The 24,965-nt window shown below is 29.8% G+C and carries 20 protein-coding genes; 17 read left to right on the plus strand and 3 right to left on the minus strand.

Features of this window, described 5'->3' with window-relative positions; all coding sequences use genetic code 11:
- The first annotated feature begins 4 nt into the window (after positions 1 to 4).
- The 10 genes from T483_RS0120395 (at position 5) to T483_RS0120440 (ending at position 10,476) form a co-directional block, all read left to right on the plus strand.
- Complete coding sequence (locus T483_RS0120395; RefSeq protein ID WP_026888493.1) at positions 5 to 1,597, plus strand: DHA2 family efflux MFS transporter permease subunit; 1,593 nt, start codon at positions 5 to 7, stop codon at positions 1,595 to 1,597.
- Positions 1,563 to 2,042, plus strand: coding sequence for a MarR family transcriptional regulator (locus T483_RS0120400; RefSeq protein ID WP_026888494.1), 480 nt, complete (start codon positions 1,563 to 1,565; stop codon positions 2,040 to 2,042). The genes T483_RS0120395 and T483_RS0120400 overlap by 35 nt, the downstream gene beginning before the upstream one ends.
- 402 nt (positions 2,043 to 2,444) lie before the next feature.
- A complete protein-coding gene (locus T483_RS0120405; RefSeq protein ID WP_026888495.1) occupies positions 2,445 to 3,848 on the plus strand; it encodes an APC family permease in 1,404 nt (467 codons plus the stop codon).
- Between the two features lie 431 nt (positions 3,849 to 4,279).
- Positions 4,280 to 5,008 carry a FadR/GntR family transcriptional regulator gene (locus tag T483_RS0120410; RefSeq protein WP_026888496.1) on the plus strand — a complete coding sequence of 243 codons (729 nt, stop codon included), beginning with the start codon at positions 4,280 to 4,282 and terminating at the stop codon, positions 5,006 to 5,008.
- A gap of 228 nt (positions 5,009 to 5,236) precedes the next feature.
- Positions 5,237 to 6,952: a dihydroxy-acid dehydratase gene (gene ilvD, locus T483_RS0120415; RefSeq protein WP_026888497.1), complete on the plus strand. Its 1,716-nt coding sequence runs from the start codon at positions 5,237 to 5,239 to the stop codon at positions 6,950 to 6,952.
- A 751-nt stretch (positions 6,953 to 7,703) separates the two neighbouring features.
- Positions 7,704 to 7,811: a PspC domain-containing protein gene (locus T483_RS32680; RefSeq protein WP_431603159.1), complete on the plus strand. Its 108-nt coding sequence runs from the start codon at positions 7,704 to 7,706 to the stop codon at positions 7,809 to 7,811.
- Between the two features lie 165 nt (positions 7,812 to 7,976).
- A complete protein-coding gene (locus T483_RS0120425) occupies positions 7,977 to 8,288 on the plus strand; it encodes a hypothetical protein (RefSeq protein ID WP_026888498.1) in 312 nt (103 codons plus the stop codon).
- 97 nt (positions 8,289 to 8,385) lie between these two features.
- Positions 8,386 to 9,447 (plus strand): iron-containing alcohol dehydrogenase family protein, encoded by a 1,062-nt coding sequence (locus T483_RS0120430; protein ID WP_026888499.1) that lies wholly within the window; start codon positions 8,386 to 8,388, stop codon positions 9,445 to 9,447.
- Positions 9,448 to 9,600: 153 nt separating this feature from the next.
- Positions 9,601 to 9,756, plus strand: coding sequence for a hypothetical protein (locus tag T483_RS31715; protein ID WP_196244902.1), 156 nt, complete (start codon positions 9,601 to 9,603; stop codon positions 9,754 to 9,756).
- A gap of 276 nt (positions 9,757 to 10,032) precedes the next feature.
- Positions 10,033 to 10,476, plus strand: coding sequence for a GNAT family N-acetyltransferase (locus tag T483_RS0120440; protein ID WP_026888500.1), 444 nt, complete (start codon positions 10,033 to 10,035; stop codon positions 10,474 to 10,476).
- Between the two features lie 134 nt (positions 10,477 to 10,610).
- On the opposite strand, the gene T483_RS0120445 is transcribed toward T483_RS0120440, so the two are convergent.
- On the minus strand, positions 10,611 to 10,907 hold the full coding sequence (locus tag T483_RS0120445) for an HNH endonuclease (RefSeq protein ID WP_026888501.1): 297 nt from the start codon (positions 10,905 to 10,907) through the stop codon (positions 10,611 to 10,613).
- Positions 10,908 to 11,433: 526 nt separating this feature from the next.
- Between T483_RS0120445 and T483_RS0120450 the strand changes: the two genes are divergently transcribed.
- Entirely contained in the window at positions 11,434 to 13,296 is a 1,863-nt protein-coding gene (locus tag T483_RS0120450; RefSeq protein ID WP_026888502.1) for an APC family permease, read from the plus strand.
- 156 nt (positions 13,297 to 13,452) lie between these two features.
- Here the strand turns inward: T483_RS0120450 and T483_RS0120455 are convergent, their stop codons facing one another.
- Positions 13,453 to 14,628, minus strand: a complete 1,176-nt coding sequence (locus T483_RS0120455) for an ABC transporter substrate-binding protein (protein WP_026888503.1) — start codon at positions 14,626 to 14,628, stop codon at positions 13,453 to 13,455.
- An 80-nt stretch (positions 14,629 to 14,708) separates the two neighbouring features.
- Positions 14,709 to 16,388 (minus strand): methyl-accepting chemotaxis protein, encoded by a 1,680-nt coding sequence (locus tag T483_RS0120460; protein WP_026888504.1) that lies wholly within the window; start codon positions 16,386 to 16,388, stop codon positions 14,709 to 14,711.
- 341 nt (positions 16,389 to 16,729) lie between these two features.
- Here T483_RS0120460 and T483_RS0120465 point away from each other — a divergent pair, with 341 nt between their 5' ends.
- The 6 genes from T483_RS0120465 (at position 16,730) to T483_RS0120490 (ending at position 24,460) form a co-directional block, all read left to right on the plus strand.
- Positions 16,730 to 17,401, plus strand: coding sequence for a GntR family transcriptional regulator (locus T483_RS0120465; protein WP_026888505.1), 672 nt, complete (start codon positions 16,730 to 16,732; stop codon positions 17,399 to 17,401).
- Positions 17,402 to 17,591: 190 nt separating this feature from the next.
- On the plus strand, positions 17,592 to 18,653 hold the full coding sequence (gene uxuA, locus T483_RS0120470) for a mannonate dehydratase (RefSeq protein ID WP_026888506.1): 1,062 nt from the start codon (positions 17,592 to 17,594) through the stop codon (positions 18,651 to 18,653).
- 113 nt (positions 18,654 to 18,766) lie between these two features.
- Positions 18,767 to 20,380, plus strand: a complete 1,614-nt coding sequence (locus tag T483_RS0120475; RefSeq protein WP_026888507.1) for a mannitol dehydrogenase family protein — start codon at positions 18,767 to 18,769, stop codon at positions 20,378 to 20,380.
- 411 nt (positions 20,381 to 20,791) lie between these two features.
- Positions 20,792 to 22,204, plus strand: a complete 1,413-nt coding sequence (uxaC, locus tag T483_RS0120480) for a glucuronate isomerase (RefSeq protein ID WP_026888508.1) — start codon at positions 20,792 to 20,794, stop codon at positions 22,202 to 22,204.
- 38 nt (positions 22,205 to 22,242) lie between these two features.
- Positions 22,243 to 23,748 carry an MFS transporter gene (locus T483_RS0120485; RefSeq protein WP_026888509.1) on the plus strand — a complete coding sequence of 502 codons (1,506 nt, stop codon included), beginning with the start codon at positions 22,243 to 22,245 and terminating at the stop codon, positions 23,746 to 23,748.
- Between the two features lie 289 nt (positions 23,749 to 24,037).
- Complete coding sequence (locus T483_RS0120490; RefSeq protein WP_026888510.1) at positions 24,038 to 24,460, plus strand: HIT family protein; 423 nt, start codon at positions 24,038 to 24,040, stop codon at positions 24,458 to 24,460.
- Positions 24,461 to 24,965: the final 505 nt, after the last annotated feature.

Here is a 24,965-nt window from a genome sequence, read left to right on the forward strand (position 1 = left end):
TATAATGGAAGAGAATAATAACGAATCATTAGCAAGTAGTTGGTTAGCATTAGGTGTAGTTATAATAGGTACTTTTATGTCTATACTTGATAGTAGTATAGTAAATATTGCTCTTCCTAAAATGATGGCTGTTTTTGGAGTATCTTTAGATGATATAAAGTGGGTGTTAACATCTTATACATTGGCACTTGGTGCGATTATACCACTTACTGGATATTTGCAGGAAATTTTAGGAGCTAAAAGAATATATGTATTTGCTTTAGCGATGTTTACGGTCGGGTCTATGTTATGCGGTCTTTCTTGGAGCAATACAAGTATGATAGCATTTCGTGTTCTCCAAGCTATTGGAGGAGGAATGATAATGCCAGTAGGAATGTCAATAATATATCAAATATTTCCTCGAGAAAAGATTGGATTAGCACTTGGATTTTGGGGAATAGCTGCGATGGCAGCACCTGCAATAGGACCTACTTTAGGTGGATATATTATCGAAAAAATGGACTGGAGACTTATTTTCAATGTTAATGTTCCAGTAGGGATAGTGGGAGTAATATTGGCTTTGATTTTATTAAAGGGCACAGAAAGGAAACCTTTTAAATCATTTGATATAGTTGGATTTTTGTCTTCTACTGTAGGGCTAGTAAGTATACTATATGTTCTAGGTGAAGGCTCGTCAATTGATTGGTCGAAACTTGAAAATCCAATTCTGATGACCCTTGGATGTTTAAGTCTTGTATTATTTATAGTAAATGAATTAACTCATCCGGATCCATTATTAGATTTAAGAATTTTTAAATTATTTGATTTTACAATTAGTCAAATTATAACTAGTGTATTAACTCTGGCAATGATGGGTGGTGTTTACGTATTACCATTATTTTTACAGAATATAAGAGGATATACACCTATGGAAGCCGGATTAATAATGTTGCCGGGAGCTCTGGTAATGGGAATTATGATGCCTCTTAGCGGTAATTTATTAAATAAAGTTGGCGTAAAAGCACTGGTTATACCTGGACTTATAATACTTGCAGGCGCTTCATATGAACTTGCAACAGCTATAAACATGAATTCGAGTAAAGACTATATCATACTTGTTAATTGTATAAGGTCCATTGGAATAGGATTGAGTATGATGCCGATTAGTACTACCGGGATGAACGTTGTTCCAGCACATTTAATTAGTAGAGCATCAGCTCTTTCAAATACCTTAAGACAGGTGGCTGGTTCAGTTAGTGTTACTTTAATGTCTACTCTTATACAAGGAAGAAATGATTATAATTATGCAAAGTTATCAGAACAAATTAATGTATATAATCCAACTTCTAATAGCACAATAAGTACATTAACTAAAGCATTTATGGGAATGGGAATGGATACAAATACTGCTAGAGCTTCTGCAGTATCTTATATAGTAAAGATAATTCAAGGCCAAGCTTATGTAGATGCTATGTCATATTCAGTTATAGTAACTGTTGTTATAGTATTCGTGACTATATTTTTAGCTTTATTTATGGGTGGAAAGAAAGCGCCTAAAAAAGAAAATAAAGAAGGTGAAAAAAATGAACCGACAGGAGGGGCCCTCATCGCCGAATAATGAATTATATCAAAAACAAGCAGATGAGATTATTGATGTATTTAAGAATATTAAGAAGACATTGAATTGTAGGTTTGAAAAGATCGCAAAAGATTGCGGATTTACAGCACCTCAATTAAATGTTATATTTCATTTATATATGATGCCATCGATAACCCTAAATGAATTAAGTGATCATATGGGATTAACTAAAAGTACAGTTTCAGGAATAGTTGATCGTCTCGAAAAACAAGGAGTTGTGACAAGAGAAATACCAAAGGAAAATCGTAGAATTGTAAGGCTGTCAATTTCAGAGGAATTTAGGAAAAACAATGATATTTGCAAAATGAAAAAAGAGTTTATATCAAATCTTATACTAAATTCTATAAAAAATACAGATCCGGAAGAAGTAGAAAAAATAATTTATGGATTAAAACAATTCAGCATATTAGTGAATGATAATTAAAAAATGGGAAAGCACTTTATTCATATAAAACTGTTTCAGGACAGTATTTATGAATGGAGTGTTTTTTTATAAAAGTTACAAAAAGTTAAAGTATAACTAATTTAAAAATTTTTTTATTTGGTTTAGAATTCTTTTTAGGATTAATGCTCATGGCAACTTTAAGATGATGAGTGCTAAAAGTTTAGTATTTAGCATACCTGAGATTTCATTATTTTTCTTTAAGAAGATAATTGAGATATATCAATCTGATAGATTTAAAGAAAAAATTATTTGTAGATTTTAATCAAGTTAGCAATATAATTAAATAAAAGCTGATTTTGTCGAAAATATATACAAAGGCAAAAGTATAGTATATTATTTTAATATAAAAATTAAAATAATATAAGTGGGAGAGAAAAGTTTATGTCTGAAAAAAACAACAAAAAGATTGTTTGGTATACCTTAGCATTTATGGCTTTTTCGACTGTTTGGGGTTTTGGAAACGTTATTAATGGATTTTCTGAGTATAATGGTCTTAAGTCAATTGTATCTTGGATACTGATTTTTGCTATTTATTTCGTGCCGTATGCACTGATGGTAGGAGAGTTGGGATCAGCGTTTAAAGAATTTGGTGGTGGTGTCAGTTCGTGGATTAACGAAACCATAAGTCCTAGAGTTGCCTATTATGCAGGATGGACATACTGGATTGTTCATATGCCTTATATTTCACAAAAGCCATCAAACTTTATGATAGCAACAAGTTGGGCTATATTTCAAGATAAAAGAATTAGCAGTATGGATACAAAGTTACTACAAGTAACATGTTTGGTAATTTTTTTAGTTGGACTTTATATAGCTTCTAAAGGATTAAATCCGTTAAAAAAATTGTCTACACTTGCAGGAACATCAATGTTTGTAATGTCAATTTTGTTTATTATTTTAATGGTAGCTGCACCTGCTATTACTAATGCGCATTTAAATTCTATCGATTGGTCTATAAAAACGTTTATGCCTGCATTTGATATGAAGTTTTTTACAGGTCTATCTATATTAATTTTTGCAGTTGGCGGTTGTGAAAAGATTTCACCGTATGTAAACGAAATGGATGATCCTGAAAAGGGATTCTCAAAAGGGATGATTGCATTAGCTATTATGGTAGCTGTATGTGCAATTTTAGGAACAATTTCTCTTGGAATGATGTTTGATTCAAGTAATGTGCCTAAAGATTTAATGACAAATGGAGCATACTATGCATTCCAGAAGTTAGGAGAATACTATCATCTAGGTAATTTATTTGTTGTGGTTTATGCTATTACTAACATGATTGGACAGTTTGCGGTATTAATTATATCTATTGATGCACCTTTACGTATGTTACTTGATAGTGCGGATAAGAATTTTATTCCTGAAAAAATGTTTATAAAAAATAAATATGGCACATATAAAAATGGCCATAAATTAATTTTAATAATTGTTTCAATTTTAATAATAGTTCCAGCCTTTGGTATTGGGAATGTAGACGAGCTAGTGAAATGGCTAGTGAAATTAAATGCCGTGTGTATGCCACTTCGTTATTTATGGGTATTTGCTGCTTATATTGCATTGAAAAAAGCAGGAGAAAAATTCAAGCCAGAATATCGATTTGTAAAAAACAGAACTGTTGGTATGATAATTGGAGCATGGTGTTTCGTATTTACTGCTTTTGCATGTATTAGTGGTATGTATACAGCTAATAAATTTCAATTAGTGCTCAATATTATAACTCCTTTTGTATTACTTGGGTTAGGATTTATAATGCCGTATTTTGCACGGAAGAACAATAATTAATTATATAATTGAAATATTTGGCTCTAAGTGATATAGCTTAGGGCTATTTTTTATAAAAGAAGATGTTAAGTAATCAGAAATTTTGAGGAATTTTTAATAACGGAGAATCAACAAGCTGCGGTAAATAGAAAATTTAAAGGTTTAATAAGTGATTATAGAAAGTGTATAGAATTTCAAAAAAGAAAGCTGATGAATTTAAAAATATATTTAAAAAGTCTTTAAAATTGATAAAATTTTCAGTATTATAATAAGTGAATGCTAACATTTTAATTATCCTCCATGGTATTTAGCCTGCTTAATAGCAAGTATGACTTGGAGGATAAAACTTGTTTGTTTAAAGATTAAATAATACAGCGTGCTAGATTGGCAAGATTAGAAAATACTTTTGGAAAGTACTTTTAAGCTGTAAGATATTAGCATTGGGAGGAAATATGTCAGATATTAAAGAGTTGAGTTTTAATGATACAAGTAGTTCAACAAAATCACTAGGAGAGCAAACTTCAGAAAGAATTGTGCAGCTTATTATAGATAATGATTGGAAAGCTGGAGATAAATTGCCTAATGAATATGATCTTGCAAGTAGTCTTAATGTAGGAAGAAGTACTATAAGGGAAGCTATAAAGGCTTTGGTTTCACGAAATGTTCTGGAAATTAGACGTGGAGCTGGAACTTTTATTTCTGAGAAATGTGGAATTGCTGATGATCCGCTAGGATTAACATTTGTAAAAGATAAATATAAATTAGCCCTTGATTTATTGGAAGTAAGATTTATGATAGAGCCGGCAATAGCATCTATAGCTGCTACAAAAGCTACTGATGAAGAAATTGAACGAATGTCTAACTTGTGTGACGAAATAGAAAGCCTTATCTTGAAAAATGAACCATATCTAGAGAAAGATATAGAATTTCATACTGCAATAGCTAAGAGTAGCAAGAATTTGGTTATGGTTAATTTAATTCCAATAATTAATAGATCTATTACTATATTTATTGATATTACAAATAGAAAATTACGTAGTGAAACAATAGAGACGCATAGGGAAATTTTTAATTCAATTAAGGAACATAATGCTAGCGGAGCGCATGATGCAATGCTCTTACATTTAGTATATAATCGAAGAAATATCAGAAGCATTATAACGAAGGAAAAAAATTATTAATTATTTGGCATAGATAAAATACATCTGTTCTTATTTAAAGAGGAGATGTATTTTTATTTATATCCTAAATACATCAGATGAATGTAAGCGTTAAATATGTTTTTTAATAGATGTTTACGGATTTTTACTTATAAAATTAAAAAAATTGACAAATACATCGGATGTGATATTATAAATACATCAGATGTATTTGAACGATATTAAATAATAATTAAGGAGAGAAGCAGTATGATTAGTCAAGAAGTAAGAAAAATTGCTCCAGAGATGGATCCACTTCGAAGAGGAATGGGGTGGACGACAGAAGATTTGGCGAAGCCACAAATTATAGTAGAAAGCACATTTGGAGATAGTCACCCAGGGAGTGCTCATCTCTTGAAATTTTCTGACAAAGCAGTTGAGGGAATTACACAATCAGGTGGGAAAGGTGCTAGATATTTTGCAACAGATATTTGTGATGGAATGTCACAAGGACATGACGGAATAAACTATTCTTTAGCGTCTAGAGATATATTAACATCATTAATAGAAATACATGCTAATGCAACACCATTTGATGGAGGTGTATTTATTTCAAGTTGTGATAAAGCAGTTCCATCACATCTTATGTCAATTGGAAGATTAAACATACCAGCTATTATGGTCACAGGAGGTGTAATGGAGGCTGGTCCTGATTTATTGACACTAGAACAAATAGGCGCGTATAGTGCAATGTGCCAACGTGGTGAAATCTCAGAAGAAAAATTAACTTTTTATAAAGAAAATGCATGTCCGTCTTGTGGAGCGTGTTCATTTATGGGAACAGCAGCTACAATGCAAGTAATGGCAGAATCTCTTGGATTAATGCTTCCAGGTAGTTCGTTAATGCCAGCAACATGTGGAGATTTAGAAGAAGTGGCTTTAAAAGCCGGTAGACAAGCTGTTGAACTAACTAAAATGAATCTTCGCCCAAAAGATATTGTTACAATCAAATCTTTTGAAAATGCTATATTAGTACACGCAGCTATATCAGGGTCGACTAATTCGCTATTACATTTACCTGCTATAGCTCATGAATTTGGATTATATGTTGATGAAGAGACTTTTGATAGAATACACAAAGATGCACATTACTTACTAAACATACGACCTGCTGGAAAATGGCCTGCACAATATTTTTATTACGCAGGTGGTGTGCCAGCAATAATGGAAGAGCTAAAGCATTTGCTTCATTTGGATGTGATGACTGTAACAGGTAAAACTTTAGGTGAAAACTTAGAAGAATTAAAAACTAATGGATATTATGAGAAGTGCAATGAGTATCTTGAAAAAGTGGGATTAAAAAAAGAAGATGTTATTCGTCCATTTAATAATGCTATTGGTACTAATGGTTCTGTATCGATATTAAAGGGAAATATAGCACCAGAAGGTGCGGTAGTAAAACATTCCGCTGTTCCTAAAGAAATGCATGAGGCCATACTAAAAGCAAAACCTTTTGATAGTGAAGAAGAAGCTATTGATGCAGTCTTAAAAAAAGTAATTCGTCCAGGGGATGCAGTTATTATAAGATATGAAGGGCCAAAAGGTAGTGGAATGCCAGAGATGTTCTATACAACAGAGGCAATTTCTTCAGATGAAGAATTATCGGCAAGTATAGCATTAATAACAGATGGTAGATTCTCGGGAGCTTCTAAAGGACCAGCAATTGGACATGTATCACCTGAAGCAGCAGTAGGGGGACCGATTGCACTAATTGAAGAAGATGATTTGATTGAAATTAGTATTCCTAAAAGAGTATTACAGATCGTTGGTATAAAGGGAAAAAAATGCAGTAAAGAAGAAGTGGAGAAAGTCTTTGAAGACCGTAGAAAGAATTGGAAACCACGAAAATCAAAATACGAGTCCGGAATTCTAAAGATTTTTTCAGAACATGCAGTATCACCAATGAAAGGCGGATATATGAAATAGATTAAAAAGGGGAAAGGAAAACTATTTATTATGTAATATATAGATTAAAATCTTTCCACATTAAGTGATATTTTTATTTAAGTTGAGCCTGTAAAGATAATATAAAGTAAGGGGTATAAAATGAAATTGATAATATAACACAGAAGATACTGTCAGAAGTATAATGGTGATTATGGATTTGATTGGATTGATTGTGCATTATAGTTAATTTTGTTAAATGGACTTTTTTAACACATATAAAATATTAAAAAGGAAAGAATAATTCACGTACTAGTGAATTATTCTTTCCTTTGTTATGTTGTATTTAAAAGATATATTGTATCAAATAATGAAAATAATGAGCTGTGGGAAAAAATAAAAACATGTTGTTGTTTTTATGATATAGTATTAGATACTAGGTGTATAAATAGAATAGAGGAAATATTAAAAAGTTAAAATATACTGAAATTTAAAATATGTTTGAAGGCGGTACCTGAGAGTAAAGTGAATTGTATTGAATTACGGAAGAAGTTTTTTGAAACGGCAATATTCCTGTGACAGAACGAGGAGAGACATGTGAAAAAGATGATGAAATACATATATGGATTTATTATATAATACTAACAGCACGTTTTTGCATAATGCCATGAATTTGTATTAGCGTTAAAAAATACATACTTCAATAATAGTAAATGGAATTTTAAAGTGATATAATTTTGAAAAAGAACTATTGTCAAATGATATGTTATAGCAATTTGGGAGGAAATCTATTATGGAGAAAAGACTTTATCTATCAGCAACAGATAAAAAGTTAGCAGGTGTATGCGGTGGAATAGCTGAATACTTTGGACTTGATTCAACATTAGTCAGAATTGTATAGGCAATTTTGATTGTTTTTGCAGGATCGGGGCTACTCTTATATATAATTTGTGCATTAATAATACCAAAGCAACCATGATAATAATCAAAAGAAAAATTTAATTTAAGAAAATGTATGAGTAAGCAATTTTAATAAAATAATAACTACCTAACGTGGAGGAAACAAATGGATAAAATAAATAGCTTGATAAAGAATACGCAACTACATTTAACAACCAATACTATAGTTTTAATAATAGTGGCAATTATTGCCCTTTATATATTAATTAAAGCAATAGCAGGCATTATAAGAATAGCAGCTCTTATAGGCGTGTGCTGGTTTATATTGATGTCTATTCAAAGTACAAATCTTATTAATATACCAGTTATAAGAGAAGCTTATACAACCGTGGAGAAAATAATTCCATCAAAAGAATTATGGACAGAAGCTTTGGATAAAGCAGGTAAAATAAATAAAGTAGTTAATGATTTAAAATGATAAATGTTTTTTTATTCTTTTATCATGGGAAAGCTAATTTAAAAATATAAAAATTAACATTGTAATAAATTAAAAATACTTTTAGGGAGTGAAGTGCATGAAGACATCAACTCATAGAATAGCGATTCCTTCTATTTTAGAGGTAGGAAAAGGAAATATAAATAATGTAGGTAATTTGATTAAGAAAGCTATGTTTAAAAATGTTTTAATATGCTTTGGTGAAGGCCTAGAGGAATTATTTGGAGATTCTATACGCAACTCTTTAAAAGAAGCCAATATAGTTATCTCGCGAATAGAAACTATATCAGATATAAGTTTCGAAAAAATTAGTATAAAAGCTTTTGAAATATCAAATGACGTAGAAGCTTTAATTGGAGTCGGTGGAGGAAAGGCTATAGATGCTGTTAAGTATATGAGTTTTTTGAGGAAGTTACCATTTGTTAGTATTCCAACGTCAACTTCTAATGATGGTTTTTCAAGTGCAGGTGCATCTCTTTTAGTTAATGGCAGGCGGATGTCTCTGCCGGCTAAAACTCCTTATGGAATAATTGTAGATATCGATGTTATTAAGAGTGCACCGGATAAATTTATATATTCAGGAATAGGTGATTTAGTTTCAAATATTACTGCATTATATGACTGGAAATTTGAAGAAGAAAGTGGAAAAGTAATTATTGATGATTTTGCTACTATGATTTCTAAGAAGGCGGTTAATAGTTTTATACGAACTGAGTTTAATAACATTAAAGATGATTTGTTTTTAAAAGAATTGGTAGATTCATTAATCCTGAATGGTATTTCGATGGAGATAGCAGGCAATAGTTCGCCAGCTTCAGGATCAGAACATCTAATATCTCATGCATTAGACAAATTTTTAGAAGTACCTCAGCTTCATGGAATACAGGTTGGAATTGCAACATATATCATGGCAAAAGTACAAAATCATAGATTCGAAAGAATATCTAAGATATTAAAAGAAACAAACTTTTTTGAGCATGTAAAAACTTTAGAAATGAAAAAGAAAGATTATAAGAAAGCCATTGATATGGCTCCATCAATAAAGCCTAATAGGTATACGTATATTCACGTAGATGAGAATAGAATTCATGCTAAAAAAATTATAGATGAGGATGAAATTTTAAACTATGTATTGATATAATTTTTTCTTGAAAAGGATGAAATATAAAGAAAATAAATAGAGATTAGGTATATGAAAGGTATATAGAAGCAATGATAAAATTTGAATAAAAAAGTGTCTCGGGGTAATACTAGATTTAGAGTTAGTATGATTCTAAATGAGGAGGAACTTTTAATGGAAAAATTAAAAAAAGGTGAGCATGAAAAAGCTATGGAAAAAGCAAAAGAGATGCTTGATAAAGGATGCGGGATGGGAGATATATTGGAAGAAACAAAACTAAGTGAAGAAAATGTAATGAAGGCAAAAAGAAAGTGGGAAGATCAATCTTAATATTTATTTTTAAATGATAAATTAATTATATGTATTATTTATAACTACAAATTAAGCAACTAAAATAAATGCTTAGTTAGTAGTTATATTTTTTTTATAGCTTATTGGATATTTACATATAAGACTCATGTAATAATTATAAAGCAGTATGTATAGAGTTTTATGATGAGTGAGTAAAGTATTTATTAATAAACAAAGAAAAAGTGTGAATAAATATTCATTTTAATTGAATATGGTGTATAATATAGTTATAAATAAAGAAATTGGGGAAGAAATATGAATAATATTACATATAAATTTATAAATTATAAAAATGAAGAATTTAAAGAAGTATCGGAATTAAGATTTAGAATACTTTTTCAGCCATATAGTAAAATTGATAAATATGATTATGATGAATTGGATTGTAATAGCATACATCTGGTGGCACTAAATGAAGGATCAGTTGTTGGTTATTCAAGAATGACTAGCTTTAATGGGGTGGGGAAAATAACTAATGTAGTTGTTAATCAAAAATATATTGGTGGAGGGATTGGGATTGAAATGTTAAGAATGCATAAAATTAAGGCTAAGGAATTTAATATTAAATGTTTATATTTAAATTCGAGATTGAATACAATTGATTTTTATAAAAAAGTAGGATTTAGGTGTATAGATAATACTTTTTTATCAGAAAAAAGTGGATTGATATTACAGCCTATGTATTTTAAAATAAACTGACATAAGAAAACTCTTATAATGGAATCAAACCTATCGTTATATAAATTCGGAGTTAATAGATTATATAAATAATGGCAATAATCCTAGTAAGATTATTGCCATTATTTTTACATATAAAATATTTAGATATTATCTTAACAGCTTTTTCTGACATGTCTTGATTTCTTTATGTCTAAATAAGAATCTCCAGGAATATGCTCAATGAATTTAAGAAATTTAATAATCTTTCTATCTTTCTTCAATGATTCAAGACTGCGATAGTGTGCTGCTAATTCACGGTTTGTGAAAAGAGCATGAATTTGCCTATGACAGGTTGAACATAAAGATAGCGTTTCAAATTTTTCTCCGCCTTTTTGTAAGGGAATTAAGTGATGTTTTGTAATGCTAGAAACATTTCTGCTGCATAATTCACATATATGGTTTGATGCCATAAAATCCTCCTCTTATCTATTAGCTTTACAATTCGATTATATCAAATTAATAAGTGAAAGCAAAAGAATTAAAAGTAATACCATTATTATTTTATTAACAATTATTCCGTAAAATTACAAACTTATAGAAATACATTTTAATAAGAGTTACTTGTATATCTAAGTCATGCTGTCAATGATAATCAGGGTTTTTGTTGAACTGTTTTTTAATATAAGTTAAAGATCTGAGATTGTAATAATTTAAAGCTAAATTAGGAAAACTTTAAGTGTACTAAATTTACATTTATGATTCTGTAAGGTAAGTGATCAATTACGGCTAAAATATAGAAATTTAATTGTAATATATCATAATGATAAAGTTGAAAATAATTCACTAAAAAGAAGAAATGAGTGATAAGAATAGATGTATTCGTATTCATAGAACGGATTCTACAATTTTCTTCAATATATGCAATGATTAGAATATTGCTTTTGATTTCATTATTACATACAATATTTTTCGTATGATAATATAGGGGGAAAATAAATGCTTACAAAGTTTTTAGATATTTTATTAGGAGAACCTTTAGCCAATGAACAAGGAAGTAGTGAAAAGTATAATATTCCTTTTGGATTAGCAATTATGGCAAGTGATGCAATATCATCTGTAGCCTATGCTGCTCAAGAAATTCTTTTTGTTTTGATAGTTCTAGGCGTATCAGCATATCAGTGGTTAACATGGACCTCTTTTATGATTATAGGATTATTAATAATATTGACAATTTCTTATATTCAAATCATTAGAGCGTACCCTCAAGGTGGCGGAGCATATAAAGTAGCAAGTGAAAATATAAGTAGTAAGGCAGGTTTAGTTGCAGGATCAGGACTTATAATCGATTATTTGCTTACGGTTGCAGTTAGTGCCAGTGCAGGTGCAGACGCTATTATTTCTGCATTTAGTAGTTTGTCAAATTACAAAGTTACTTTTGTTTTAATTATAATTATAGTTCTGACTATTTTAAATCTAAGAGGTATAAGTGAATCTTCTAAAATTTTTGCTATACCTACATATATTTTTATAGTTAGTATGATTTTTATGATACTTTATGGTTTGTTTAAGTATCTTGTATTAAATATTCATCCATCGCCAATATATCCCACTCCATCAAATACAACAGGAACTTTATCAATTTTTCTTATTTTAAGAGCATTCTCTTCGGGGTGTTCAGCTTTAACTGGTTTAGAATCAGTAAGTAATTCGGTTCCTAATTTTAAAGAACCAAGTACTAAGAATGCAAAGATTGTCATGATATTGCTGGGCTTTTTAATATTTTTTATATTTGGAGGTACATCAATACTTGCTATATTCTATACAGCTGTGCCAATAGAGAATGGACCTACAGTTGTTTCGCAAATAGCTACTGCTATATTTGGTAATGGACCAATGTACTATGTGGTGCAATTTAGTACTGCTATAATTTTACTTATGGCATGTAATACGGCTTATACAGGTTTTCCAATGCTTATGTATATAGTTGGAAAGGATGGATATGCACCGAGACAATTTACAATAAGAGGGAAAAGACTCAGCTTTTCTTTTGGAATAATTGCATTATCATTTGTAGCTTGTTTTTTAGTTATTGTATTTAAAGCTGACACACATAGATTGATTCCGCTATATGCAATAGGAGTATTTACATCTTTTACTTTGGGCCAATTTGGTATGGTAAATCATTGGAGAAAAGACAAAGAAAAAGGTTGGGTTAAACGTGCTATAATTAATGGCTGTGGTGCTTTTGTTTCTTTAATAACAACAATAATAATCCTGGTTGAGAAATTTAGTGAAGGCGCATTTATAGTAGCGATTTTAATTCCAATTATAATTTTAATTCAATTAAGAATAAAACACCATTATGACAAAGTTGCTAATGGTTTAAGTATAAGTCAACTAAATTTAAAGAAGGTTGATTTTAGAGTAAAGTATACTCATATTGTTGTAGTACCAATAGCTAGTTTAAATAAGGCAACTATAGGTGCGCTTCAATATGCTCAAAGTATAAGTGATAATGTTATTGCAATTAACATTTCAACTGATAAGATAGCAATGGAGAAATTGAAGGCTAGATGGGATGAATTGGATACAGATATATTGCTTGTGTCAAAATATTCACCTTATAGAGCTGTGGTTACACCTTTACTTAAAAACATAGAATTAATTGCAAATTCGGCAGCAAATAATGAGAAGATAACAGTAATAGTGCCTCAATTTGTCACTAATGAACGCTTTGGAGAGGTTCTACATAATCATACAAGTTTCTTTATTAGAGAAACGTTATTAAAACATGATAATATAATTGTGTCTACTTATCCTTATCATTTGCTAGATGAGGATATAAAGCAAAGTAAGTAATTATTAATTATAGAATTAAGCTGTAGAAAAGCGTGCTACATTGCTGTATGAAGCAATGTAGCACGCTTTTTATCTTTAGACATTCTTGTGATAGGTATTTGGACGATTTAGCATTTAAGGTGCTAATTTTTGCAAGGCAATGATAAAACTTTATAATTATCTTTTTACTTTAGTACCAAATAATTGATCCCACATATTTAAAGCGTCCATGATTTTAGATGCGTCCAACTGGGTTGATGTTGGAAATGTCTTAATAGCATCATCGTAAGATTGTCTCATTGCTGGTTTTATCTTATTTTGACTTTCCTTAGGCGCTGAATCAAGAGACACATCCTTAACAGAAGGCCCTGGATAAAAATAACCACTATCATATGTTATGGCTTGCATTTGTGGTGTCATAAGCCATTTCATTAGCTTCAAAACTGCCTCTTTTTGATCATTGCTAAGTCCTTTTGGTAAAGCCATATACTGAGCATCTGCAACTAAGGTAGTGTTATTTAAAAAGAAGCCTTGATAATTTTGGGGAATACCACCTGTAATTCTTTGATTCATATCCCATCCCAGCTGACTAGATACTATCCATCTTTTACCATCGTTTAATTCGGAAAATGCTGTACCGGTTTTAGCTGGATAATAATCTATGTATTGATTCAGTTCTTTAAGGTAAGCCCAAGTCTTGTCCCAAGTTTTAGGATCTTTAGGGTCTTTATCTCCAAGAATATATGGTAGTCCTTGAAGAAAAGTTCTTCCAGGTCCTGAGCCAGCCGGCCTTGCATATGTAAATTTACCAGGGTTAGCTTTAGCAAAAGCTAAGAGCTCATCAGGTGTTTTGGGAACATCCTTAACTGTATCTGGATTATATGTAAAAATTGGACCACTAGGTGAATATACATAAGTTATACCATAACCTTTTACTAAATCATATGCAGCTTTGGCACCAGTAGTATAGTTATTCTCTAAGTCAGGAAAATTACCTCCATAAGTTGACGTGATATTTTCTATAACATCTCTATCCATACAAGTAGAGAGACCATCAATTCCAGTGAAAATTAAATCTGTTTGCATATTCTCAGATAGAAGCTGGGACTTTAATAGAGATGGAACTTCTAGTGCGGTAGATTTTTTTACCACAATATCGCCTATTAAATCTGGATTTTCAGCCTTAAATTGATCTATAGCATCTCCAACTAATTGCATACTTCCTGAAACATCAATTATATTTAAGGTAATAGGCTGTTTTGTTTTAGACATATTTTTTGAACCACAGCCAGTTAACATAGTTATCATAAAAACTATTACTAGCGTAATATTTAAAAATTTCAACTTTTTCATAATTATCCTCCATTTTAACTCACATAATGTTTTGAGATTTCATTTATTTTAAATATACAATTATACTATATAAAAAATAATTATAATTTAAATTTGTCTACTTCATTCATCATAGAGTTTGTTAAATCTGATAGAGTTTGAGCTGAAGTTGCTACATCGCCAAAAGATATATTTATTTGTTGTATTGAAGCTGATATCTCTTCTGCAGAAGCTGCATTTTCTTCAGATACTCCAGAAATATCTAATGTTTTAGAAACTATAATATCTTTTTCGACGTTAATATCATCAATGGATTTCTTTATATTATCAACTCTAGGTAATATGGTATTTATAGCATTAAATATTAAAGCGAAAGATTTTATGGAATCTTCAATAAGTGTTGATTGATTATTTAAACTATTTTTACCTAAATCAGTAGTTTTAACGGCTACTTGGGCTTCTTTATTTATATTTAAAATTAATTCACTTATATTACTAGCAGATACTTTAGATTGTTCAGCTAATTTTCTGATTTCGTCTGCAACTACAGAAAATCCTCGTCCAACTTCTCCTGCACGAGCAGATTCGATTGCAGCATTTAGTGCTAGCAAATTAGTCTGTTCAGCAATGGAATTAATAATATTAGTTATATTATTGACTTCTTCAACGTGATTATCTAAATCAACAACTTTAGTTCTTACAGTGTCAAAAGACTCGTTTACATCATTTATGGAATCAAATAAAAATCTAAGTTTAGAATTACTTTCCTCTGCCATTGCATTAATGTTATGTATATTTGAGTTTACATCATTAATAGATGAAACTATTTGATCTAAAGAATATGCAAATTTATCTAAAGATGTATTTACATTTATTAAATTACTTGATTGATCAGTTGCAGCAGTAGCTACTTCTTGAACTGCAGAATTAATTTCTAATGCAGACGAGGACATTTCATCTGAAGCCCCTAGTAAGCTTGTTGCTTGAAGGTTTACGACATTAGTTGAATTTTTTACTTCTTTAATCATTTCTGAAATATTTAAGATTGTCTTACCAAGTGATTTTTTCATTTTACCAAATTCATTATTATAATTAGAATCTATTTTAATACTAAAATCACCTAGAGAAACATCATCTAAATCTGATATTATTTCTTTTATAGATTTTCTTATAACTAAGATTATCGAAGAAGAAACAAGCATCATTAAAATAAAACCAATAATGAAGGTAATAAAGAAAATTTTTGTACTTCTAACATATAAATTAACATTATCATTATAAAGGTTGCTGGCTGTATTTGAACTATAAGTTACAAGATTATTAAGGAAAAGCTGCATTTCTATTCCAAGTTGATTGAACTTTTCTAAATCTATTCCATATAGCTTATTACCTTTTTCAAGATCTTTTATTTGCGAATAATATTTTTCGGAATCAGTTTTAAACTCATTTAAATTATTTTTTTCTATAGAACTTAAAGATAATGCTTCATATTCCTCTACCATTGTATTAATAGCTTTGTAATCAGCATCTATTGTAGCTACATCATCATTATTAAAGTCGGAAATAGAAATCCTATTTACATTTAATCTAATATTTAAGAATGTTTGTCGAATTTCCTCTGTTTTTAAGATTCTTACTAAAGCACTTTCATACATAAGGGATGAATTTGAATTAATAGTTTTCATGTTATTATAGCCGACTATAGCAATCGATAGTGATACGATTGTAGATAAAATAACCATTAAAATAATACTATTGATGACCTTAATGTTTCTCAGCATAATTTTCTCCTTTCAATATGCAATTAATTATTACAGTGATATTATATAGAAAAAATTGACACTTAAAAATCTAAAATTTACTGTTTTAGCAAAATATATGCGCGAATCATGGCGTTTGCTGTCAATTACTTCTTGTTTCTCACTATATCATTAAAAAAATATATTGAAAAAATATTAAATATTTTATTGACATTGTAAACGGTTATGATAAAATAAAAACATAACTGCCATACAAGTATGGTAGTATGAACTAATATTGATTTTTTAAATACATATGATAAAATATAAATATAACTACCATACAAGTATGGTAGAAGTTAAAAGTAAGGGAGAATATAAAAATGGCTTTAGAAGTAAATAAAAATACAACAAGTAAAACTATATATTATAAACTTAGAGATGAAATAATTAATTTATATCTTGAGCCTGGTACTAGTATTTCTGAAAAGGAACTTTCAGAAAAATATAGTGTAAGTAGAACTCCCGTAAGAGAAGCGCTTGTTCGTTTAGCTCAAGAGGGATTGGTAAATATTTATCCTCAAAAAGGTACGGTTGTTTCTTTAATTGATTTATCTGCTGTTGAGGAAGGACGATTTTTGCGTGAACATTTAGAAAGAGCAGTTGTAAAGGAAGCGTGTAAAGAATTTTCACAAGAAAATGTACTAGCTTTAGAAATGAATTTGAAACTTCAAAAAATGTATATAGAAAATAATGATTATAAAAAGTTATTTGAGGCAGATGAAGAATTTCATAAGATAATTTTTGAGGGAAGTAATAAAAAAAGAGTATGGAACAGTATTAATGATGGCAGTACTGAGTTTCAAAGAATTCGTATGCTTAGATTAGTAACTAATTCTAGCTGGGACAATATTTATCTTCAGCATAAAGAAATTTTTAATGCTATAAAAAATAAGAGCCCAGAGACAGCAGAAGACTTTATGAAGGAACATTTAAATATGGTTACTTTTGATAAAAATAAAATAAAAGAGAAGTATCCTAATTATTTTAAATAAAGATTTATTTGAGTTTTAATATGATTAAAGCTGTTAAATAATCATGCAATACTAAGGCTATTATTTTAAATTAAGGGAGGTGAGGCTTATATATAAGCAGCGTTAAATTTAAGAGTATTAATTTTATATATGTTTTGCGATATTATATATTGGAATTATAAGTAAATGAAATGACAGGAGGGACATTACTATGAAAATGGGTTTTAGATGGTACGGCGAAGGCAATGATACCGTTACACTTGAACAAATAAAACAAATTCCTGGAGTTGGAGGAATTGTTTGGGCTCTTCATGATATGGCAGCAGGTGAAGAATGGCCAATGGAAAAGATTCTTGAAGTAAAAAAATCAGCTGACCAATATGGATTTAATATGGATGTTGTTGAAAGCGTTAATGTTCATGAAGACATTAAATTAGGTTTACCAACAAGAGATAAATATATAGAAAATTATAAAAAGACAATAGAAAAGTTGGCTAAGGTTGGAGTTAAAGTAATCTGCTATAATTTTATGCCTGTATTTGACTGGCTTAGAACAGATTTATTCAAGAAAGCAGAAGATGGATCTACAGCTCTTTTTTACGAAAAAGCAAAGATTAAAGATATAGATCCAATGGAATTAGTTAATAAAATAGCATCTAATCCAGATCTTACAATGCCAGGTTGGGAACCAGAAAGATTAAAGAATTTATCTCAGCTTTTTGAAGCATATAAGAATGTAACAGAAGAAGACTTATGGAATAACTTAAAATACTTCTTAGAACAAATTATTCCTGTAGCTGAAATCAATGATATTAAAATGGCAGTTCATCCGGATGATCCACCTTGGCCAATATTTGGGTTACCAAGAATAGTTAAGAACAGAGATGATTTAGCAAGATTATTAAAGCTTGTTGATAATCCATATAACTGCTTAACACTTTGCAGTGGAGCTATAGGTTCAGATCCTAATAATAATGTGCCAGCAATGATAAGAGAATTTGGTAATAGGATTGCTTTTGCTCATATTAGAAATGTTAAGATTTATGAGAATGGTGATTTTATTGAAACATCTCATAGAACTTGTGATGGTTCATTAGATATATGTGATATAGTTAAAGCTTATCACGAAGTTGGATTTACTGGATATGTAAGACCAGACCATGGAAGACATATTTGGAATGAGAAGTGTAGACCAGGTTATGGACTTTATGATAGAGCACTTGGAATTATGTATTTATGGGGAATATGGGATTCTCTTGAAAGAAATAAATAAAAGAGATAAACTAAAATTTTGATTAAAAAAATTTTGGCTCATAGAATCTTAAGATACAAAAGATAATTAATAGTATTAACTTTATTAGCAATAGTTTTAAAGAGGTGAAAAAAATGAATAACGCCAAAATAGTACTAAGTAAGGAAAGCATCAAAGATAGTGATTTATGGGAAAAAGCTGGGATTGAAATTCCAAAGTTTGATTATGATAAGATGTCAGCATCAACTAAAGAAAATCCTACGTGGATTCATTTTGGAGCAGGAAACATATTTAGAGGATTTATAGCAATGCTACAACAGGAACTTTTAAATACTGGGAAAGTTGAATCTGGTATTGTTGCTGTAGAAGGATATGACTATGAAATTGTAGATGAAATTTATTCTCCTTATGATAATTTGAGCTTACTAGTAATTATGAAACCAGATGGTAGCTTAGAGAAAAAAGTAGTGGGAAGTATAGGCGAAGGCTTAGCTGGTGATTACTTAAGAGAAAAAGATTGGAATAGGTTAAAAGAGATATTTTCAAATCCATCTTTACAAATAGCAAGCTTTACAATAACAGAAAAAGGTTATAGTGTTAAGAATTTATCACAACAAGATACAACAGATGGTCTAGAGCATCCTGTAAGTATTATAGCTAAAGTTGCATCCCTAGCATATGTAAGATATCAAAATGGGCAACTTCCAATAGCTTTTGTAAGTATGGATAATTGTTCAAAGAATGGTGAGAAGCTTCACAATGCAATGGAAACAATGATAAAGAACTGGATTGAGAATGGATTAGTTGATAAAGGGTTCCTTGAATATATCAATGATACTAAAAAGGTATCTTTCCCTTGGAGTATGATAGATAAGATTACACCTAGACCATCTCAAAGTGTTAAGAATACATTAGAAGCAGTTGGTTTTGATAGCACTAAGATTGTAACAACTAGCAAAAATACTTATATTGCACCTTTTGTAAATGCAGAAGGGCCTCAATATCTTGTAATAGAAGATAACTTCCCAAATGGACGTATGCCTTTAGAAGATGCAGGTGTATTTTTAACCAATAGAGAAACTGTGGAAAGAGTTGAAACAATGAAGGTAACTACTTGTTTAAATCCACTACATACTTCTCTAGCAGTTTTTGGATGTTTACTTGGATTTGACTTAATTGCAGATGAAATGAAAGATCCAGCTTTAAAGAAGTTAGTTGAAAAGATTGGATATGAAGAAGGAATGCCAGTTGTGGTAAATCCAGGAATATTAAATCCAGAAGATTTCATTAAAGAAGTAGTTGAAGTTAGACTTCCAAATCCATATATACCTGATACACCACAAAGAATTGCTTCAGATACATCTCAAAAAGTTGGTATAAGATTTGGAGAAACAATTAAAGCCTATGGTAAGAGAGAAGATTTAGATGCTAAAGAACTTAAATATATTCCTCTAGTTATAGCAGGTTGGTGCAGATATCTAATGGGATTAGATGATAATGGTAATGTTATGGAATTAAGTCCAGATCCTTTATTAGATGAACTAAGAAAATATGTAGCGGATATAAAATTAGGTTCTACAGAATCAGTAGAAAATAGTTTAAAACCAATACTAATAAATGAAGAAATTTTTGGAGTGAATCTTTATAATGTAGGTTTAGGAAAGAAAATAGAAGGTTATTTCAATGAATTAATTTCAGGTGCTGGTGCTGTTAGAGCAACTTTAGAAAAATATTTAGAGTGTAAATAATCAGAGATGATACTCGAAGATTCAAAAAAATAAACATTTTTATCATTCTTCATTTATTATATTCTGCCAAATAGTATAAGCGAAGAACGATAAAGAATGTTTAAGAAAATTAATATGAAGTACATTATAACATAAGCAATGCTAATTAACAACCTTGCACTTATACTAAAATGAGGATATAAAATTCTTAGTTATTATAAGGTAAGGTAGTTAAATTAGCGAATATAAAAATATAAGAATCCAAAACATAATAATAAGATTAATATATAAAATTGAAGAAAACGTTGTAGTAAAGTATTGTATAGATACAAATTACAATAATGTGCGTGAATTTATTTAGTGTGTGTTATTAGCACAAATATTCAATACGTTATAAATATGAAATATTTATTTGAAAGTAGGATGACGAATATGAAAAGTTTCATGGATGAAAATTTTTTACTATCTAATCAAACAGCTATAGATTTATATCATAATTATGCTAAAAATCTTCCTATTATTGATTATCATTGCCACATTGATCCAAAGGAAATATATGAAAATAAAAAATTCGGTAATATAACTGAAGCTTGGTTATATGGTGATCATTATAAGTGGAGAGCTATGAGGAGTAATGGCATAGATGAAAAATGCATCACAGGAGATGGAAGTGATTATGATAAATTCTTGGCATGGTCACAAACTATACCTATGTCTATCGGGAACCCTCTTTATCATTGGACTCATTTAGAACTTCAAAGATTCTTCGGAATATATGAGCCACTTGATGAAGATACTGCTCCTGCGATTTGGAAAAAAGCTAATGAATTACTTAGTGGAGATGGATTTAATGTTAGAGATTTAATTATAAAATCAAACGTTGAAACTATATGTACAACAGATGATCCTATTGACACTTTAGAATATCATATAAAAATTAAGGAAGATGCTAGCTTCAATGTAAATGTTTTACCTACTCTTAGACCAGATAAGGGAATTGAAATCAGTTTAGATGGATTTGTTTCTTGGGTAAAGGATTTAGAAAAAGTATCTGAAATATCGATAGATAATTATGATAAATTTTTAAAAGCTCTTGATTCAAGAATAAGATTTTTCCATTCAGTTGGATGCAGAATAGCAGATCATGGTATAGATGGTGTAGTAGTTTATGCAGATTCATCAAAAGAAGAAGCAGCAGCAATATTTACTAAAGCATTAGAAGGTAAAACTATAAGCATTGATGAAGAAAAGAAGTATAAAACCTATACATTAAGACACGTATTTAAGCTTTACCATGAGTTGGGATGGACTATGCAGCTTCATATTGCGGCTCTTAGAAGCAATAATACAAAAATGCTTGAAAAAATAGGAGTGAATACAGGCTTCGATTCAATTAATGATGAAAGTATAGCTTATCCACTTTCTAGACTTTTAGATTCTGTGGATAGAGAAAATTCTCTTCCAAAAACTATTTTATATACATTAAATCCAAAGGATAATTATGTTCTTGGAACTATGATAGGGAATTTTCAAGGAGATGGAATTCCAGGGAAAATGCAATTTGGTGCAGCTTGGTGGTTCAATGATAATAAAGATGGAATGATTGAACAAATGAAGGCATTAGGAAATCTTGGATTATTAGGGCGTTTTGTTGGAATGTTAACTGATTCTAGAAGTTTCTTATCATACACTAGACATGAATACTTTAGAAGAATTGCTTGTAATTTAATTGGAGAATGGGTAGAAAACGGAGAAGTGCCTAAAAATGATAAATTACTAAAAAGAATTGTTCAAGGTATATGTTACAACAATGCAAAAGAATATTTTGGATTTGATGAAAAATAATTCGGGAACACTTAATTGATGAAAGTGAGGAAAAATATATGTCAAATAATAATAGAAAAATCACGATAGCTAGAGGCGTTGGTTATGGACTAGTTGATTTAATGGGTGGTGGAGCATTCACCATTATTGGAGCTTTCTTACTATTTTTCTATACAACATTTGCAGGATTAACACCGATAGAAGGTGCTTCTATTATCGCTATTGCTCGTATAGTGGATGCAGTTGCTAGTTTATTTATCGGTAGTATATCTGATAATTTTTATAAAACTAAGCTTGGAAAGCTTTTTGGTAGACGTCGTTTCTTCTTATTAATCGGAGCTCCGTTGATGGCGGATTACGTATTACTATGGGTAACAGGAAGAAGCTATGCATTCTATTTAGTTACTTACTTGTTATTTGAAATAATTGCAGCAATGGTATTAATTTCGTGGGAAACATTACCAGCTGAAATGACAAAAGATTTTAATGACAGAACTAAATTATCAGCATCAAGAATGTTTATTTCGGCAACAGGTACATTCTTAGCTACTTTTGTTCCAGGAAGATTAATAGCTTTCTTTGGTGACAAGAGTCCTCAAGCATATTTCATTAATGGATTAGTTTTTGCTATTATATATGCAATATGTATACTTATATCACATAAAGTAACATGGGAAAGAGACCTTACACCTGAAATGGAACAAGAATTATTAAATGGTTCCACAAGCAAGAGTTTTGGCGAACAATTAATGACTATTGTAAAGGTTGCTGGTGACTATGTTTCTACATTTAAGATTAGAGCTTTTAGACAACATTTAGCAATTTATATATGTTCATTTACTGCTAAAGATTTATTCAATTCAGTATTTATATATTTCTGTGTATTCATTTTAGGTGTTTCATCTACTACTGCTGCTAATGTACTTTCACTTAGCATCATTGGTATTCCTGTAACAATCTTAGGCGGGTTCTTAATGATTAAAGTTGGACCAGGTAACTTATATAAAATGGCTTATTCAATTATGATTGTATGTTTATTAGCATTCTATGGACTATATGTAGGTCATTTAGGATCAAATATCGTTCTACTATTTGTAATTGGAACTATTTATCAAGTTGGAAGAAGTTTATTAGAATTTACTCCATGGAACGTATTTCCATTCATTCCTGATGTTGATGAAATGATTACAAGACAAAGAAGAGAAGGTCTTTTTGCAGCAGTTATGACATTTACTAGAAAAAGCAGTGTGGCAATAGCTACATTTGTTATAGGTGTTGTATTGCAAGAAAGTGGATTTGTTAAAGGACAGGCAACTCAATCACCACAAGTTGTATCAACTATAGCTACTCTTTTAGCCGTTGGATGCATATCTCTGCTTATAATTGCATTAATTTGTGCTGCAACTTTCAAACTTAATAAAAGAACACATGGTATATTAGTGGATGAAGTTGAACGTCTAAAAAATAATGGATCAAAAGAAGAAGTAACTCAAGAAACAAAAGCAATTGTTGAAAACCTTACTGGATATAAATATGAAAATGTTTGGAAAGAAACAGTAGTATAAGTTAGTTCTTTTGATTAATAAAATAGTAATATGCTAAATTAGCAAGAAATCATCATAATCTCTAGATACGTTTCAATTTAATTATTATAGCTGTCTTAAAATAGAAAATAAATTACTATTTTAAGGCAGTTAATTTTAAGTTCAACTTTACTAAAAATATAATTCTGGTAGTTTTTATACTTGCGTGTAAGAATATAAAAGATACATCTTAGATAACTATTTGTACTATTAAATGTAAAAATACTATTAATATATATTTATAAAAAAATTTAGGTTAGGAGATTTTAATATGAGTAATAAAAATAATTGTCTTTATTGTGATAAGGATGAAAAACTCGATAATTTAATGATTGAAATATGTAAGCTTGAGGTGTCAACACTTTATTTATTTAAAGAACAAAGCCATAAAGGAAGATGTATTGTTGCCTATAATAAACATGTGAAAGAATTATTTGAATTAGATGATAAGGAATTAGAATTATATATGAAAGATGTTACGAGAGTGGCGTCCGCGATTAAAAGAACTTTTTCACCGGATAAAATAAATTATGGGGGATATTCAGATACACTTCCTCATCTTCATTTCCATTTAGTTCCTAAGTATAAAGATGGCTATTCATGGGGAGGAGTATTTGAAATGAATCCTCAGAAAAAATATTTAAGTGATGAAGAATATGCGCAGATGATTAATCTCATAAAAGGAAGTTTATAGTTTATATATTTTATGCTAGCTATTTCAAAGTAGAGAATAGATATCTATTTTGAAATAGCTTTTTTACAATTAAAATATAAAAAATGTAATTAATATGGGGATAATTCTGCAGCATATGGAAAAGAAAATAGATTTATCGGAAACTTATATTAAAAGTTTTGTAGTCAAGTTTCTTCCACAACAAGTTTAGGAGGTACAGATATTGAATTATCCCCTATAGATATTTATGATATATGTTCTTTTTTAAGAAGGCATAAAGCAAAAAAGTCTTAAATATATTGAATATATATTATAAACTAAAAATTTTATTGCGATTAAATTTGAATTGTTTGGAGTTAAAATGAAGTTAAAGTGGTATTATCAGTGGAAAGTATATAGGATAAATTGAAATAAGATTCGAGAGATACAAATAAAGTGGGGAATACCTACTTTGAATTAAGAATAATGATTAATATATTTGTTTCATAAAGAATAAGTATAATTATTTCTAATCTTATAATTATTA

The organism is Clostridium beijerinckii HUN142 (genome assembly GCF_000621745.1).
GTDB lineage: Bacteria > Bacillota > Clostridia > Clostridiales > Clostridiaceae > Clostridium > Clostridium beijerinckii_A.

Coding starts and splice junctions, on each gene's coding strand:
- T483_RS0120395 (WP_026888493.1), top strand. CDS start 5: ATGGAAGAGAATAATAACGAATCATTAGCAAGTAGTTGGTTAGCATTA.
- T483_RS0120400 (WP_026888494.1), top strand. CDS start 1,563: ATGAACCGACAGGAGGGGCCCTCATCGCCGAATAATGAATTATATCAA.
- T483_RS0120405 (WP_026888495.1), top strand. CDS start 2,445: ATGTCTGAAAAAAACAACAAAAAGATTGTTTGGTATACCTTAGCATTT.
- T483_RS0120410 (WP_026888496.1), top strand. CDS start 4,280: ATGTCAGATATTAAAGAGTTGAGTTTTAATGATACAAGTAGTTCAACA.
- ilvD (WP_026888497.1), top strand. CDS start 5,237: ATGATTAGTCAAGAAGTAAGAAAAATTGCTCCAGAGATGGATCCACTT.
- T483_RS32680 (WP_431603159.1), top strand. CDS start 7,704: ATGGAGAAAAGACTTTATCTATCAGCAACAGATAAAAAGTTAGCAGGT.
- T483_RS0120425 (WP_026888498.1), top strand. CDS start 7,977: ATGGATAAAATAAATAGCTTGATAAAGAATACGCAACTACATTTAACA.
- T483_RS0120430 (WP_026888499.1), top strand. CDS start 8,386: ATGAAGACATCAACTCATAGAATAGCGATTCCTTCTATTTTAGAGGTA.
- T483_RS31715 (WP_196244902.1), top strand. CDS start 9,601: ATGGAAAAATTAAAAAAAGGTGAGCATGAAAAAGCTATGGAAAAAGCA.
- T483_RS0120440 (WP_026888500.1), top strand. CDS start 10,033: ATGAATAATATTACATATAAATTTATAAATTATAAAAATGAAGAATTT.
- T483_RS0120445 (WP_026888501.1), bottom strand. CDS start 10,907: ATGGCATCAAACCATATATGTGAATTATGCAGCAGAAATGTTTCTAGC.
- T483_RS0120450 (WP_026888502.1), top strand. CDS start 11,434: ATGCTTACAAAGTTTTTAGATATTTTATTAGGAGAACCTTTAGCCAAT.
- T483_RS0120455 (WP_026888503.1), bottom strand. CDS start 14,628: ATGAAAAAGTTGAAATTTTTAAATATTACGCTAGTAATAGTTTTTATG.
- T483_RS0120460 (WP_026888504.1), bottom strand. CDS start 16,388: ATGCTGAGAAACATTAAGGTCATCAATAGTATTATTTTAATGGTTATT.
- T483_RS0120465 (WP_026888505.1), top strand. CDS start 16,730: ATGGCTTTAGAAGTAAATAAAAATACAACAAGTAAAACTATATATTAT.
- uxuA (WP_026888506.1), top strand. CDS start 17,592: ATGAAAATGGGTTTTAGATGGTACGGCGAAGGCAATGATACCGTTACA.
- T483_RS0120475 (WP_026888507.1), top strand. CDS start 18,767: ATGAATAACGCCAAAATAGTACTAAGTAAGGAAAGCATCAAAGATAGT.
- uxaC (WP_026888508.1), top strand. CDS start 20,792: ATGAAAAGTTTCATGGATGAAAATTTTTTACTATCTAATCAAACAGCT.
- T483_RS0120485 (WP_026888509.1), top strand. CDS start 22,243: ATGTCAAATAATAATAGAAAAATCACGATAGCTAGAGGCGTTGGTTAT.
- T483_RS0120490 (WP_026888510.1), top strand. CDS start 24,038: ATGAGTAATAAAAATAATTGTCTTTATTGTGATAAGGATGAAAAACTC.